Below are 15,183 nucleotides of genomic sequence, written 5' to 3' on the forward strand. Positions count from 1 at the left end.
CCACCCATCGTTGTCCGATATGATCGACGCGATTGTCCGGCCGCAGTGCAACATGGCCGGCCGCTGACCCCCACGGCACGCCGCGACGCCCCACGCCGCCCTTGCGCACCGTCCCCCACGCGGGAGTAGTCTGCATGCTTTACCAACTGCACGAATTCCAGCGGGCCATGCTGAGCCCGCTCACGGCCTGGGCCCAGGCTGCCTCCAAATCGTTCGCCAATCCGTCCAGCCCGTTTTCGCTGATGCCGGGCGCGACGCGGATGGCCGCCGCCTACGAACTGATGTACCGGCTCGGCAAGGATTACGAGAAGCCCGAATTCAACATTCATCAGATCGTCAAGGACGGCCACAACATCCCGATCGTCGAGCAGACGATCGTCGAGAAGCCGTTCTGCCGGCTGCTGCGTTTCAAGCGCTATTCGGACGACGCCGACGCCGTCACGCAACTGAAGGACGAACCGGTCGTGCTGGTTTGCGCGCCTCTGTCGGGCCACCACTCGACGCTGCTGCGCGACACGGTGCGCACGCTGCTGCAGGATCACAAGGTCTACATCACCGACTGGATCGACGCGCGGATGGTGCCGGTCGAGACCGGCCCGTTCCACCTGCACGACTACATCGCGTACATCCAGGAATTCATCCGTCACATCGGCGCGCGCAACCTGCACGTGATCTCGGTGTGCCAGCCGACGGTGCCGGTGCTCGCGGCGATCTCGCTGATGGCGAGCCGCGGCGAGGATACGCCGCTCACGATGACGATGATGGGCGGCCCGATCGACGCGCGCCGCAGCCCGACGTCGGTGAACTCGCTCGCGACGCAGCACTCGACCGCATGGTTCGAGAACAACGTGATCCACACGGTGCCCGCGAACTATCCGGGCGAAGGCCGCCAGGTCTATCCGGGCTTCCTGCAGCACACCGGCTTCGTCGCGATGAACCCGGAACGGCACGCGCAATCGCACTGGGATTTCTACCAGAGCCTGCTGCGCGGCGACGAGGACGACGCCGAAGCGCACCGCCGCTTCTACGACGAATACAACGCGGTGCTCGACATGGCCGCCGAGTATTACCTCGAGACGATCCGCGTCGTGTTCCAGGAATTCCGGCTGGCCGAAGGCACGTGGGATGTCGAGGGCGAGCGCGTGCGTCCGCAGGACATCCGGCACACCGCGCTGATGACGATCGAGGGCGAACTCGACGACATCTCGGGCAGCGGCCAGACGCACGTCGCGCACGAGCTGTGCACGGGCATCCCGCAGGATCACCGCCGCAGCCTGACCGCCGAGAAGTGCGGTCACTACGGGATCTTCTCGGGCCGCCGCTGGCGCACGATCATCTACCCGCAACTGCGCGACTTCATCCGCGAGCATGCGCCGGAGCCGAAGCACGGCGCGACGAAGGATTGCCCCGAGGCGCCGGCGGCCACGACGCTGACGGCCGTGCCGGCCATCGACACGCCGGCCGAAACGACGCGCGCCACCGCGGCGAAGCGCACGCGCGCGAAGGCGCCGGCCACGGCTGCCGCGCCCGCCAAGGCCGCACCGGGCGCGAAGCGCGCAAGCAGCAGCCCGCGCGCAAAAGCCCTGCGCACGCGCAAGGCCGCCTGACGCACCGCGTTCCGACGAAAAAACGCCGCCGTTGCCTGCGCACGGCGGCGTTTTCGCATCCGGCGGCGAATGATCGCCGCGTCAGCGCCGCAGCAGATACGCGAGCAGCACCTCGGTGTTCATCCGGACCATCTCCGCGCGCTCGTCGGTGTCGGTGAAGTCGCGGCCGAGCGTCGCGGCGAGCGTGAAGCGGTTCGACACGATGTAGTAGCCGAGCCCCGACAGCGTCACGTAGAAGCGCAGCGGATCGACGTCGCTGCGGAACAGCCCGGCCTTCTGGCCGCGCATCAGCACGTTGCCGAGCTTCGCGACGATCGGCGACATCATCTCGCGGATCCGCGTCGACTTGTGCAGGTAGCGTGCTTCGTGCAGGTTCTCGTTGTTGATGAGCCTGAGCAGCTCCGGATGGTCGCGGTAGTAGTCCCAAACGAAATGCGCGAGCCGCGTGACGGCTTCGACCGGCGCGACGCCGTCGAGATCGAGCACGCGCTCGGCCTCGGTCAGCGCGGAGAACGCGTGTTCGAGCACGGCCGTAAACAGCTGCTCCTTGCTGCCGAAGTAGTAATAGAGCATGCGCTCGTTGGTTTCGGCCCGGCGCGCGATCTGGTCGACGCGCGCGCCGAACAGCCCTCCACTCGCGAACTCTTCGGCCGCCGCCATCAGGATGCGACGGCGCGTACCTTCAGGATCTCTTTTGATTTTTGGCTGATTCATGGTGGCGTTTTGCTATGTGAGCCGCTTGATCCGGACCGGCACCCCCACCGCCTCGGCGCCGGCCGCCCTGGAACGGGCGCGCCGCGTGCGGCCGCCCTCCTGCTGAGCCCCTGCAAAAAAGCGGTTCGATTATGCGCACAGACGGCGTCCAGCGCAATGCGGGAAATCGGCGATAATCGAGCTTTGGCAAACCTTTCCGGCCGCGCCGCGCGCGGCCGAGAGCCATTCGGCGCCGCAGCGCCCGTTGTCACCGTGACCGACTCCAAAACACTCGCGGATCGCATCGAAGATCTGCTTCCCCAGACGCAATGCACGAAGTGCGGCTATAACGGCTGCCGTCCGTACGCCGAGGCCATCGCCGCCGGCGACGCGAACTACAACCAATGTCCGCCCGGCGGCGCCGAAGGCATCGCGCGCCTCGCCGGCCTGCTCGGCAAGCCGGTGATTCCGCTGAACCCCGTCAACGGCAGCGAGCATCCGCGCGCGGTCGCATTCATCGACGAAAGCCTGTGCATCGGCTGCACGCTGTGCATGCAGGCGTGCCCGGTCGACGCGATCGTCGGCGCACCGAAGCAGATGCACACGATCATCGAGTCGCTGTGCACCGGCTGCGACCTGTGCGTGCCGCCGTGCCCCGTCGACTGCATCGCGATGCTGCCCGTGACCGGCGATCGCACCGGCTGGGACGCGTGGTCGCAACAGCAGGCCGATGCCGCGCGCGAACGCCATGACCTGCGGCTCGCCCGCCAGCGCCGCGAGCGCGAGGCCGCCGAAGCGCGCGCCGCCGCCCGCCGCGCGGCCAGTGCCAGTGCTGCGAAGCCGGCCGCGGAACAACCCGGAGCACCGCCCGACGCGCCGGCCGCCGCACCGGCCGCCGACGATGCCGACGCGAAGAAGCGCGCGATCATCGCCGCCGCGCTCGAACGCGCGCGCAAGAAGAAGGAAGAACTCTCCGGGCAAGGCGCCGGGCCGAAGAACACCGAAGGCGTAAGCGCGGCCGTCCAGGCGCAGATCGACGCGGCCGAGGCCCGCCGCAAACGGCTTGCCGAACAGCAGGCGCAGCGCGACGCCGACACCGCGGCGGATGGCAACGACCACGACGCAGGCAACGACGACCAAGGCGGCCCGTCCGCGCCGCCCGACCAGAACGCTCCATGAACGCCAGCAAACGACGCGCGATCTACGAAACGCTGCAGAGCCTCAATCCGCATCCGACCACCGAGCTCGAATACTCGACGCCGTTCGAGCTGCTGATCGCCGTGATGCTGTCCGCGCAGGCGACCGACGTGTCGGTCAACAAGGCGATGCGGAAGATGTTTCCGGTCGCGAACACCCCGCGACAAATCGTCGCGCTTGGCGAGGAAGGCGTCACCGAGTACATCAAGACGATCGGTCTTTACCGGACCAAGGCGAAAAACGTGGTCGCGACGTGCCGGATCCTGCTCGACCGCTACGACGGCGAGGTACCGGCCGATCGCGAAGCGCTCGAAAGCCTGCCGGGCGTCGGCCGCAAGACCGCGAATGTCGTGCTGAACACCGCGTTCGGCCAGCCGACGATCGCGGTCGACACGCATATCTTCCGTGTTGCGAATCGCACGGGACTCGCGCCGGGCAAGGACGTGCGGGCCGTCGAGGCCGCGCTCGAGAAGTTCACGCCGAAGGACTTCCTGCAGGACGCGCATCACTGGCTGATCCTGCACGGGCGCTATGTGTGCAAGGCCCGCAAGCCCGAATGCTGGCACTGCGCGATCGAGCCGCTGTGCGAATTCAGGCCGAAAACGCCGCCGCCCAACGAGTAAGCGTCAGGCGCGACAGAGCCGCACCGTGCCGGCCGACCGAACCGGCCCGGCACAATCCACCCCGTCGGCGCCACCGCAACGCCCGCACCCTTCCCTTCTCCGACTACGCGTTGGATGTCGCAGTGGCATCGTCGGCCGCCGCGCCGCCCGCGCGCACGAGCGCCAGCACGGCCGCAAGGATCGCGACGCCGCCCGCCCACTGCAGCGGCGACAGCGCTTCACCGAACAGCAGCGCCGCGAGCGCGACCGTCACGACCGGCTCGAGCGTCGACAGCATCGACGTGCGCGCCGCCCCGAGCCGCTCTAGCCCGGCGAAGAACGCGAGCATGGCCGCGACCGTCGAGACGAGCGCGATCGCGAGCATCGACGCCCAGCCGCCGGCCGTCGCGGGCCAGCGCGGCGGCGTGCCGAACGCCGCGGTCCGCACGACGGCGATCGCCACGAGCGTCGCGGTCGCCGAAAGACAGATGATCGCGGTGGTCGCGAGCGGATCGACGCCGCGCGTCGCCTTCGTGCCGCCGACGATATACAGCGAATAGATCACCGCGGCCGCCAGCGCGAGCGCGATCCCGAGCGGCTCGCCGTGCCCGCCGCCGACCATCAGCGCGGAGCCCGCGACGCACAGCACGAGCGCGACGGCCTTCGCGCGCGTGAGGCGCTCGCCGAGCCACCACGCGGCCAGCAGCGTGACGAACGCCGGATACAGATACAGCAGCAGCGCGACGAGGCTTGCCTGCGCGTGCTGCAGCGCGCTGAAATAGCAGAACGACTGGCCGACGTAACCGAGCGCGCCCATCGCCACGAGCGGCGCGAGCGCGCGCCCGCGCGGCCACGCGACGCGGCGGTGGCGCGCGATCGCGGCGAGTACCGCGCCGCCGATCGCGAAGCGCACGATCAGCAGCCCGAGTACGTCGACGCCGGCCGCGTAAGCGTAGCGGCCGAAGATCGCCATCGCGCCGAACGCGGCGGCGGACAACGCGACGTAGAGCGTGCCCTGAAGGGCAGCGGACGATGAGCGGGCGGTGGCGGTCATGACGGAACGGATGAGAACGGTGCGGTGACTGGAAACGTCGGAGTGTAGCGGCGCGGCGGCCACGAGCCTAGTCCGCGCTTACCCGTTCCGCCGCCCCGGGACGGAACGGCCGCAACTGGCGGCAACCGACCGTCGCCGCGCACCCGCGCATCCGCACCGCCAGGCCGACCGCCCCGCCACCACTGCCGCGCCAACCGCTCCAGCCCGCCGCCAGCACCGTCCGCCGACCCGGCGTACAATGCGCGACGCGGCATGACGCCGCCCGAATCACGACGTTTCCCCACCATGTTCAATCCAAGCCGCGACGAAGTGCGTCGCTTTTTCACCGAGACCTGGCGCAAGCAGCGCGCGGGCGAGATCCTGACGCCGCTGGAAGCGATGGCAGCCGACTGGATCGTCGAGCATCCCGAATACCACGCCGAACTCGACGATGCCGACGGTGCGGCCGCGCGCAACTACACGCCCGAGGAAGGTCGCACGAACCCGTTCCTGCACCTGTCGATGCACCTCGCGATCAGCGAGCAGTTGTCGATCGACCAGCCGCCCGGCATCCGCGCCGCGCACGACAAGCTGGCGGCGAAGCTCGACTCGACCCACGACGCGCAGCACGCGATCATGGAATGCCTCGGCGAGACGATCTGGGAAGCGCAGCGCACGAACACGCCGCCCGATACCGACGCGTACCTGCAACGCATCCTGCGTCGCGCGTCGCGCGACTGAGCGCGGCACCGCCGGGCCGCGGACAAAAAAATACCCCGCCTCGGCGGGGTATTCTTGCTGCGCGGGCCCGGCAAGGCCCGTCGCGCTTACTTCTTGAACACGAGATCGGTCTCTTTCAGCGATTCGATGTAGGACGCGATGTCCTTCATGTCGCTGACCGACAGGCTCTGCACCTGCGCCTGCATGATCGCGTTGTTGCGGCCGAGCAGCGGGTTCGTCAGCCCCATCTGGTACTGGCGCATCGCCCACACGAGGTAGTCGGCATGCTGGCCGGCGAGGCGCGGATACTCGGCGTTGATCGGCTTGTTCATCTGCGCGCCGTGGCAGGCCGCGCAGTTGTGCGATTCGACCAGTTCCTTGCCCTTCGTGATGTCCGCTGCGTGCGCGGTACCGATCGCGAGGCCGGCCGCCAGTGCCACCGCCGCCGTCTTGAATGCGTTGTTCATGAATGCTCCTGTCCCGCCGGAGAGATCGGCGGCGCGCGCTTTACTTGTAGGGATTGTCCTTCGTGTCGGCCTTCTGGACGGCGTAGTAAGCCGCCAGATCCGCGATGTCCTGGTCCGTCAGCGAACCGGCGATCGCGTTCATCGACGGGAAGTGACGATCCTTCTTGCGGTAGGCCTTCAGCGCGTTCTCGAGATATTGCTGGTTCTGGCCGCCAAGGACAGGCACCCGGTAGACCTCCGGGTACGCCGCGCGGTAGTCCTGGATGCCGTGGCAACCGATGCACATGGCGGCCTTGCTCGCCCCGTCCTTCGGGTTGCCGACCACACCGGCCGCCTGCGCGCTGCCCGCGAGCGCCACGAGCGCTGCGACAACGACGTGTTTGCCGACGAATTTGTTCATAGCTCTTGTAACCTAGCTTGAGGGGAAACTGGCGCCAAAGCGGCAACGGCCCGCGCCGTTTTGCTTATCGGATCGCCACGCAGGCCAAAAAAAACGGCCAGATTGTACCGCGTCGGCGGGGAACGCGTCCACAAAGCGCCCCGGTCCGCCCCGCCACAGCCCCGCTACGATACGCGGGCGCGGCCCAACCGCACAGCCCTTCTGACTTATACTGGGTTTTTTTCCCGATGAAGAAGAGCGCCGCCATGCGTTTCGAAGGGTCCTCGCACTACGTCGCCACCGACGATCTGAAGCTCGCGGTCAATGCCGCACTGACGCTGCAACGCCCGCTGCTGATCAAGGGCGAGCCCGGCACCGGCAAGACCATGCTCGCCGAGGAAGTGGCGGCCGCGCTCGACATGCCGCTGTTGCAGTGGCACATCAAGTCGACCACAAAGGCGCAGCAGGGCCTGTACGAATACGACGCCGTGTCGCGACTGCGCGACTCGCAGCTCGGCGACGAGCGCGTGAAGGACATCTCGAACTACATCGTCAAGGGCGTGCTGTGGCAGGCGTTCGACGCCGAGCACCCGAGCGTGCTGCTGATCGACGAGATCGACAAGGCCGACATCGAATTCCCGAACGACCTGCTGCGCGAGCTCGACCGGATGGAATTCCACGTGTACGAGACGCGCGAGACGGTACGCGCGAAGCACCGCCCGCTCGTCATCATCACGTCGAACAACGAGAAGGAGCTGCCCGACGCGTTCCTGCGCCGCTGCTTCTTCCACTACATCCAGTTTCCCGACCCGTCGACGATGCAGAAGATCGTCGCGGTCCACTTCCCCGACATCCGCGAGGCGCTGCTGCGCGCGGCGCTCGAGAGTTTCTTCGAATTGCGCGGCGTGTCGGGCCTGAAGAAGAAGCCGTCGACGTCCGAGCTGCTCGACTGGCTGAAGCTGCTGCTCGCCGAGAACATCCCGGCCGACGCGCTGCGCGGCGTGGATGCGAAGCAGATCGTGCCGCCGCTCGCGGGCGCGCTGCTGAAGAACGAGCAGGACCTGAGCCTGCTCGAACGGCTCGTCTACATGAACCGGCACAACCGGTAATCCTCCCCCACCCGCGAAGGCCCGGCCATGCTGCTCAATTTCTTCTACGCGCTGCGCGCAGCCAAGCTGCCCGTCTCGGTGAAGGAATACCTGACGCTGCTCGAAGCGCTGAAGGCCGGGCTGATCTCGCCGTCGATCGACGCGTTCTACTTCCTCGCGCGGATGACGCTCGTCAAGGACGAGCAGTACTTCGACAAGTTCGACCAGGCATTCGGCGCGTATTTCCACGGCGTGTCCGCGCTGCCGTCCGATGCGTTCGACATCCCGCTCGACTGGCTCGAGAAGCGTCTCGAGCGCGAGCTGTCGCCGGAGGAAAAGGCGCAGATCGAAGCGATGGGCGGGCTCGACAAGCTGATGGAGCGTCTGAAGGCACTGCTCGACGAGCAGAAGGAACGCCACGAAGGCGGCAACAAGTGGATCGGCACGGGCGGCACGTCGCCGTTCGGGCACGGCGGCTACAACCCGGAAGGCGTGCGCATCGGCGGCCCGTCGAACGGCAACCGCACCGCGGTGAAAGTGTGGGAAGCGCGCGCATACCGCGACTACGACGATTCCGTCGAGATCGGCACGCGCAACATCAAGGTCGCGCTGCGGCGGCTGCGACGCTTCGCGCGCGAAGGCGCGGCCGAGGAACTCGACCTGCCCGGCACGATCCGCAGCACCGCCGCGAACGCCGGCTGGCTCGACCTGCGGATGGTGCCCGAGCGCCACAACAACGTGAAGGTGCTGATGCTGCTCGACGTCGGCGGCTCGATGGACGACCACATCAAGCGCACCGAAGAGCTGTTCTCGGCCGCGAAGGCCGAATTCAAGCACCTGGAATTCTTCTACTTCCACAACTGCGTGTACGACCACCTGTGGAAGAACAACCGCCGCCGCCACTCGGAGCGCACCGCGACGTGGGACGTGCTGCACAAGTTCACGCCCGACTACAAGCTGATCTTCGTCGGCGACGCGACGATGAGCCCGTACGAAGTGCTGCAGCCCGGCGGCTCGGTCGAATACAACAACCCGGAAGCCGGCGCCGTGTGGCTGCGCCGCCTCGCCGACCAGTTCCCCCATCATGCATGGCTGAACCCCGAGCCCGAGCGGCTATGGGACTACCGGCAATCGGTCGCGGTCATCCGCGACCTGCTCGGCCATCGCATGTATCCGCTCACGCTCGCGGGCCTCGAAACCGCGATGCGCACACTCAGCAAGTAACGCAACCCACCAGCAGACACGAAGGCCGCGTGCGAGCGGCTTCCCCCCCGGAGATAGCATGAACCCCACGCCCACCGCGAGCGCTGGCCGCGCCGGCGGCCGCCGCTTTTTCGCCGACACATCCGTCTCGGCGCTCGTCGCCGGCTTCGTCGCGATGATGACGGGCTACACGAGCTCGCTCGTGCTGATGTTCCAGGCCGGCCGCGCCGCCCACCTCACCGATGCGCAGATCTCGTCGTGGATCTGGGCGCTGTCGATCGGCATGGCGCTGACGACGATCGGCCTGTCGCTGCGCTTTCGCGCGCCCGTCGTCGTCGCGTGGTCGACGCCCGGCGCCGCGCTCCTGATCGCATCGCTGCCCGGCGTGCCCTACGCCGAGGCGATCGGCGCGTTCGTCGTATGCGCGCTGCTGCTGACGGCCATCGGCGTGAGCGGCCTGTTCGACACGCTGATGCGCCGGATTCCGGCCGGCATCGCCGCCGCGCTGCTCGCGGGCATCCTGTTCGAGATCGGCATCGAGATCTTCCGCGCCGCGCAGTTCCAGACCGCGCTCGTGCTCGCGATGTTCTTCACGTACCTGATCGTCAAGCGGCTCGCGCCGCGCTATGCGATCGTGATGACGCTGATCGTCGGCACGGCGGTGGCCGGCGGCCTCGGCCTGCTCGACTTCAGCCGCTTCCACATCGCGCTCGCGCAGCCCGTGTTCACGATGCCCGCGTTTTCGATCGCGTCGATCGTCAGCATCGGCATTCCGCTGTTCGTCGTCGCGATGGCGTCGCAGAACGTGCCGGGCATCGCGGTGCTGCGCGCGGACGGCTACCAGACGCCGTCGTCGCCGCTGATCGCGACGACCGGCCTCGCATCGCTGCTGCTCGCACCGTTCGGCTCGCACGGCGTGAACCTCGCGGCGATCACGGCGGCGATCTGCACCGGCCCCGAGGCGCACGAGGATCACGCAAAGCGTTACACGGCCGCCGTGTGGTGCGGCACGTTCTACCTGGTCGCCGGGATCTTCGGCGCGACGATCGCCGCGCTGTTCGCGGCGCTGCCGAAGGCGCTCGTCGTGTCGGTCGCCGCGCTCGCGCTGTTCGGCTCGATCATGAGCGGGCTCGCGAACGCGATGCAGGACGTGAAGCAGCGCGAAGCCGCGCTCGTCACGTTCATGGTCACCGCGTCGGGCCTCACGCTGCTGTCGATCGGCTCGGCGTTCTGGGGGCTCGTCGCGGGGATCGTCACGCAGGTGATCCTGAACGCGCGACGCCCGGCGTGACGCGGCTCGCCGCCCGCTGCGGCGGTTGCCGTGCCCGCCCCCGGGGCACGCCAAAACGTGCCCGACACGAATCGGGCCTAAAATGATGGATCGAAAGCGGCGCCCGGCGCCGCTTCGCTTCGCCGCCGCGCTCGCGCGGCCCGTGAGAACCCGGCGCCCCGCGCCCTTCTTCCGAATCGCCATGACTACCGCACTCGACCAGCTGAAGCAGTACACGACCGTCGTCGCCGACACGGGCGACTTCCAGCAGCTTGCGCAATACAAGCCGCAGGACGCGACCACGAACCCGTCGCTGATCCTGAAGGCCGTCCAGAAGGATGCGTACAAGCCGATCCTCGAGAAAACCGTCCGCGATCATCGCAACGAAAACACCGACTTCATCATCGACCGCCTGTTGATCGCGTTCGGCACCGAGATCCTGAAGCTGATCCCGGGCCGCGTGTCGACCGAAGTCGACGCGCGCCTGTCGTTCGACACGCAGCGCTCGATCGACAAGGGCCGCGAGCTCATCAAGCTGTACGAAGCAGCCGGCATCGGCCGCGAGCGCATCCTGATCAAGCTCGCGTCGACATGGGAAGGCATCCGCGCGGCCGAAGTGCTGCAGAAGGAAGGGATCAAGTGCAACATGACCCTGCTTTTCTCGCTCGTGCAGGCCGCCGCATGCGCGGAAGCCGGCGCGCAACTGATCTCGCCGTTCGTCGGCCGCATCTACGACTGGTACAAGAAGCAGGCCGGCGCGGAATGGGATGAAGCGAAGGACGGCGGCGCGAACGATCCGGGCGTGCAGTCGGTGCGCCGCATCTACACGTACTACAAGACGTTCGGCTACCACACCGAAGTGATGGGCGCCAGCTTCCGCACGACCAGCCAGATCACCGAGCTGGCCGGCTGCGACCTGCTGACGATCAGTCCCGACTTGCTGCAGAAGCTGCAGGACAGCAACGAGACGGTCGCGCGCAAGCTGTCGCCGGAAGCACTGCAGGACAAGCCGTCCGAGCGCGTTGCGATCGACCGGGTCGCGATCGACGAGGCCTCGTTCCGCTTCCAGTTGAACGACGACGCGATGGCCACCGAAAAGCTCGCCGAAGGCATCCGCGTGTTCGCCGCCGATGCGGTGAAGCTCGAGAAGCTGATCGACGGGCTGCGCTGAAGCGTGCCGCGCGTCAGCGGCTGTCAGCAGCACTGACAACAGCCGTCAGCAAGCGCGCCGCAAACGGCCGCGAACGTCATGTTCGCGGCCGTTTTTATTTTTCATTCCATCGTCAAGCGCGCGCACTACAATCCACGTCACGGGTGCGCCGGCCGCCTCTCGACGTGCCCCATCCCAGTCAACCTTGCACGACCCCGAACCCGCGCCGACGCGCGGGACCGGTCCATCACAGGAGACAACGATGCAAGTTCAACCGTATCTGACGTTCTACGGCCGCGCCGACGAAGCCCTTCAGTTCTACGAAAAGGCGCTGGGTGCGAAGACGATGTTCAAGATGCACTTCAAGGATGCGCCGCCGAACCCCGAACACGCGATCACGCCCGAGATGGCCGACAAGGTGATGCATGCGAGCTTCACGATCGGCGACTCGATGATCATGTGCTCTGACGGCGACTGCAGCCAGCCGGGCGGCACGCACGCCGGCTATTCGCTGTCGCTGAACCCGGCGACGGTCGAGGAAGGCCAGAAGCTGTTCAATGCGCTCGCCGACGGCGGCGAAGTGACGATGCCGTTCGGCAAGACGTTCTGGGCGCTCGGCTTCGGGATGGCGAAGGACCGTTTCGGCGTGCACTGGATGGTCAACGTCGAGGACCTGTCGCAACGCGAGGATCTCGCGAAACGCGCGCAGGGCTGACGCAAAAAAACGCCCGCCACCTCGCGGTGGCGGGCGTTTTCGTTGCCCCGCCTCACCCGTCTCAGCTCTCGACGACGTCGAGATAGTCTTCCGGCCGCGTGCGATCTTCCGCATGCGCCATGCCCATCACGCGCACCAGCACGCTCACCGCCACCGACACCACGAGGTTCACGATCAGCGACCACACGGCCGCGTAACCGGGAATCGCGAGGCCGAACAGGTGGATCGTGAAGATCGAGCTCGCGAGCTTCAGCGACACCGCCATCCACGTGCCGCACACGATGCCGGCCGCCCAGCCGACCAGCAGGCCGCGATGGTCGAGCAGCCGCGTGTACAGGCCGAGCACGATCGCGGGCAGCGTCTGGATGATCCAGATCCCGCCGAGCAGCTGCAGCTGGATCGCATAGGTCAGCGGCAGCCCGAGGATGAACGCGACCGCGCCGACCTTCACGATCAGCGAAGTGAGCTTCGCGACGTGCGTCTCCTGGTCGTGCGTCATGTTGCGGTTCACGAACTCGCGGTGGATGTTGCGCGTATAGAGGTTCGCGGCGGCGATCGACATGATCGCCGCCGGCACCAGCGCGCCGATGCCGATCGCCGCGAACGCGACGCCGGTGAACCACGACGGGAAATACTCGAGGAACAGCGCGGGCACCGCGAAGTTCGGGCCGAACGCCTTGAAGTACGGCGCGTACTGCGGCATGTCCTTCACGCCCGCCGCGAGCGCCATGTAGCCGAGCAGCGCGAGCAGGCCGAGCACGAACGAGTAAGCGGGCAGCATCGCCATGTTGCGGCGGATCGAGTTGCCCGACGACGACGACAGGATGGCCGTGACCGAGTGCGGATACAGGAACAGCGCGAGCGCCGAGCCGATCGCGAGCGTCACGTACGCGCTGTAGCCGTTCAGGCTCGCCGCGTCCGGCGCCTTCAGCAGCAGCTTCGCGGGCGGCACGCTCGCGAAGATGTGCCCGAAGCCGCCGAGCTTCGCGGGAATCACGATGACCGCGGCAGCGATCGTGATGTAGATCAGGATGTCCTTCACGATCGCGATCATCGCGGGCGCGCGCAGCCCCGACGTGTACGTGTACGCGGCGAGGATCGCGAACGCGATGATCAGCGGCAGGTCGCCGACGAAGCCGGTCGTGTCGAAACCGAGCGCGCCGATCACCACCTCGATGCCGACGAGCTGCAGCGCGATATACGGCATCGTCGCGAGGATGCCCGTCACCGCGATCGCGAGTGCGAGCATCCGGCTGCCGTAGCGCGCGTTGACGAAGTCGGCGGCCGTCACGTAGCCGTGCCGCTTCGCGATGCTCCACAGCTTCGGGAACACGACGAACGCGAACGGATAGATCAGGATCGTGTACGGCAGCGCGAAGAAGCCCATCGCGCCGGCGCCGAACACGAGCGCGGGCACCGCGACGAACGTATATGCGGTGTAGAGGTCGCCGCCGAGCAGGAACCACGTGACGATCGTGCCGAAGCGGCGTCCGCCGAGGCCCCATTCGTCGAGATGGGCGAGATCGCCGCGCCGCCAGTTCGCGGCCAGGAAGCCGATGATCGTGACGCCGATGAAGAGCAGGACGAAAACGAAGGTTGCGCCGAGATTCATCGCGCACCTCCTTGCGGGCCGCTCGCCTTCCATGCGTTCTTGGTCTTGAAATACACGAACGCGGTGATCACCGCGCTAATGAAGACCCAAAGCAGCTGGTACCAGTAGAAGAACGGAAAGCCGAACCATTGCGGATCGACCTTGTTGTACGACGGCACCCAGACCATCGCGATCAGCGGCAGTACCAGCAGCCAGAGCCAGCGCTTCGCGGCCCGGTTGGCGTCGGCATCGTGAGCCATGACGTCTCCTCATCTTTCCCGGTTATCGATCTTGTTGAGCGGGTACGGCGGCGAGAGGAGCGGCAAAACGGGTAGGCTGCGGCTCCGCTGGCTTCGCGCCAGTATAGGAGCCGCGAGCACGCGGTCAAGCGGGGGCGAACCCGAGGTGATCCGCCCCTTGTCGCGCAGTTGCACCGGCATGCCGCCGGTGCATGAAGCGTCAGATCGCGAACGAGGTATCGCGTGCACCGGTCGTTTCTTTCAAAGCTTTCACCCACTTGCGCGCGGGCAGCTTCAACGTGTCCTCGATCAGCTTCGCGCGCGTGTCGAGCTGCGCGAACGGCACGTCGAGCGCAGGGCCCGAGAACGCGATCGCGATCCGGTTGCCGTCGTGCACTTCGGGCAGCGCGATCACGCGGTGATCGAACGCTGCGTTCAGGTGCTTCATGTTGCGCACGAAGCTCGGATGATCGCCGAACAGGTTGATCGTCGCGATGCCCGCGTCGGCGAGGCAGCCGCGCACCGCGCGGTAGAACGCGACGCTGTCGAGCACCGGGCCGCGCGCGGTCGCGTCGTACAGGTCGATCTGGAGCGCGCCCGTCGTGCCGCGGTTGGCCGGATCGTTGACGAAATCCCATGCGTCGGCTTCGTGCACGGCGAGGCGCGCGTCGTCGGGCGGCATCGCGAACATCGTGCGCGCGGCGACGATCACGGCCGGGTTCAGTTCGACGGCCTCGACCTTCGCGTGCGGCAGGAAGCGGTGCGAGAACTTGGTCAGCGCGCCGGTGCCGAGCCCGAGCTGCACGATCCGCTCGGGCGTTTCGAGGAACAGCAGCCACGCCATCATCTGCTGCGCGTACTCGAGCTCGATATGCAGCGGCTTCGAGATCCGCATCGCGCCCTGCACCCATTCGGTACCGAAGTGCAGGAAGCGCACGCCGCCCTCTTCGGAGAACGTGACGGGCGCGAAGCGCGGCTTGCGCGGCGCTTCGAGCACGGGCACGTCGTCGTGTTCGTCGATGTCCGGGCGGCGCTTCACGCGCGGCGGCTGGAGTTTTTCGGAGCCGTTGTAGGAGGACGGCTTGCCTTGCTTGAATGCACGCGCCTCGGCGGACGCGCGCTTGATCAGTCGGGTCATGATTGAATCTCGCAGGGTGATGCTGGATGAGCGGACGAGAGGATAGCATTGGTGCGGGGTGGTGCCAGAGGAGACAGATTCACCGCTACGC

Annotated in this window: 16 protein-coding genes; 9 read left to right on the top strand and 7 right to left on the bottom strand. The window is 67.1% G+C overall.

Annotation, left to right across the window (positions count from 1 at the left end):
* Positions 1–134: 134 nt before the first annotated feature.
* Positions 135–1,607: a polyhydroxyalkanoate depolymerase gene (locus ABD05_RS01665; protein ID WP_047898675.1), complete on the top strand. Its 1,473-nt coding sequence runs from the start codon at positions 135–137 to the stop codon at positions 1,605–1,607.
* 81 nt (positions 1,608–1,688) lie between these two features.
* Here the strand turns inward: ABD05_RS01665 and ABD05_RS01670 are convergent, their stop codons facing one another.
* On the bottom strand, positions 1,689–2,321 hold the full coding sequence (locus tag ABD05_RS01670) for a TetR/AcrR family transcriptional regulator (protein WP_047898676.1): 633 nt from the start codon (positions 2,319–2,321) through the stop codon (positions 1,689–1,691).
* Positions 2,322–2,477: 156 nt separating this feature from the next.
* Between ABD05_RS01670 and rsxB the strand changes: the two genes are divergently transcribed.
* Positions 2,478–3,479, top strand: coding sequence for an electron transport complex subunit RsxB (gene rsxB, locus ABD05_RS01675; protein WP_047898677.1), 1,002 nt, complete (start codon positions 2,478–2,480; stop codon positions 3,477–3,479).
* Positions 3,476–4,120, top strand: coding sequence for an endonuclease III (gene nth / locus ABD05_RS01680; RefSeq protein ID WP_047898678.1), 645 nt, complete (start codon positions 3,476–3,478; stop codon positions 4,118–4,120). Before rsxB ends, nth begins: the two co-directional genes overlap by 4 nt.
* 103 nt (positions 4,121–4,223) lie before the next feature.
* On the opposite strand, the gene ABD05_RS01685 is transcribed toward nth, so the two are convergent.
* Positions 4,224–5,153, bottom strand: a complete 930-nt coding sequence (locus ABD05_RS01685) for a DMT family transporter (RefSeq protein ID WP_047898679.1) — start codon at positions 5,151–5,153, stop codon at positions 4,224–4,226.
* 252 nt (positions 5,154–5,405) lie between these two features.
* Here ABD05_RS01685 and ABD05_RS01690 point away from each other — a divergent pair, with 252 nt between their 5' ends.
* Complete coding sequence (locus ABD05_RS01690; RefSeq protein WP_400158225.1) at positions 5,406–5,873, top strand: DUF1841 family protein; 468 nt, start codon at positions 5,406–5,408, stop codon at positions 5,871–5,873.
* 86 nt (positions 5,874–5,959) lie between these two features.
* Here ABD05_RS01690 and ABD05_RS01695 read toward each other — a convergent pair whose 3' ends face one another.
* A complete protein-coding gene (locus ABD05_RS01695; RefSeq protein ID WP_047898680.1) occupies positions 5,960–6,319 on the bottom strand; it encodes a c-type cytochrome in 360 nt (119 codons plus the stop codon).
* A gap of 40 nt (positions 6,320–6,359) precedes the next feature.
* Entirely contained in the window at positions 6,360–6,719 is a 360-nt protein-coding gene (locus ABD05_RS01700; protein WP_011352793.1) for a c-type cytochrome, read from the bottom strand.
* 245 nt (positions 6,720–6,964) lie between these two features.
* On the opposite strand from ABD05_RS01700, the gene ABD05_RS01705 reads away from it, so the two are divergent.
* The 5 genes from ABD05_RS01705 (at position 6,965) to ABD05_RS01725 (ending at position 12,124) form a co-directional block, all read left to right on the top strand.
* Positions 6,965–7,807 carry an AAA family ATPase gene (locus ABD05_RS01705; protein WP_047901028.1) on the top strand — a complete coding sequence of 281 codons (843 nt, stop codon included), beginning with the start codon at positions 6,965–6,967 and terminating at the stop codon, positions 7,805–7,807.
* Positions 7,808–7,834: 27 nt separating this feature from the next.
* Positions 7,835–9,010 (top strand): vWA domain-containing protein, encoded by a 1,176-nt coding sequence (locus ABD05_RS01710; RefSeq protein WP_047898681.1) that lies wholly within the window; start codon positions 7,835–7,837, stop codon positions 9,008–9,010.
* Between the two features lie 58 nt (positions 9,011–9,068).
* Positions 9,069–10,280, top strand: a complete 1,212-nt coding sequence (locus ABD05_RS01715) for a benzoate/H(+) symporter BenE family transporter (RefSeq protein WP_047898682.1) — start codon at positions 9,069–9,071, stop codon at positions 10,278–10,280.
* Between the two features lie 181 nt (positions 10,281–10,461).
* On the top strand, positions 10,462–11,430 hold the full coding sequence (gene tal, locus ABD05_RS01720) for a transaldolase (RefSeq protein WP_047898683.1): 969 nt from the start codon (positions 10,462–10,464) through the stop codon (positions 11,428–11,430).
* Between the two features lie 241 nt (positions 11,431–11,671).
* Entirely contained in the window at positions 11,672–12,124 is a 453-nt protein-coding gene (locus tag ABD05_RS01725) for a VOC family protein (RefSeq protein WP_047898684.1), read from the top strand.
* A 61-nt stretch (positions 12,125–12,185) separates the two neighbouring features.
* Here the strand turns inward: ABD05_RS01725 and mctP are convergent, their stop codons facing one another.
* The 3 genes from mctP to ABD05_RS01740 all read right to left on the bottom strand — a co-directional run bounded on the left by mctP (position 12,186) and on the right by ABD05_RS01740 (position 15,092).
* Complete coding sequence (mctP, locus tag ABD05_RS01730; RefSeq protein ID WP_047898685.1) at positions 12,186–13,736, bottom strand: monocarboxylate uptake permease MctP; 1,551 nt, start codon at positions 13,734–13,736, stop codon at positions 12,186–12,188.
* On the bottom strand, positions 13,733–13,975 hold the full coding sequence (locus tag ABD05_RS01735; RefSeq protein ID WP_047898686.1) for a DUF3311 domain-containing protein: 243 nt from the start codon (positions 13,973–13,975) through the stop codon (positions 13,733–13,735). Before ABD05_RS01735 ends, mctP begins: the two co-directional genes overlap by 4 nt.
* Before the next feature lie 199 nt (positions 13,976–14,174).
* Complete coding sequence (locus ABD05_RS01740) at positions 14,175–15,092, bottom strand: class I SAM-dependent methyltransferase (RefSeq protein ID WP_047898687.1); 918 nt, start codon at positions 15,090–15,092, stop codon at positions 14,175–14,177.
* Positions 15,093–15,183: the final 91 nt, after the last annotated feature.

The sequence above is a fragment of the Burkholderia pyrrocinia genome, assembly GCF_001028665.1.
GTDB lineage: Bacteria > Pseudomonadota > Gammaproteobacteria > Burkholderiales > Burkholderiaceae > Burkholderia > Burkholderia pyrrocinia.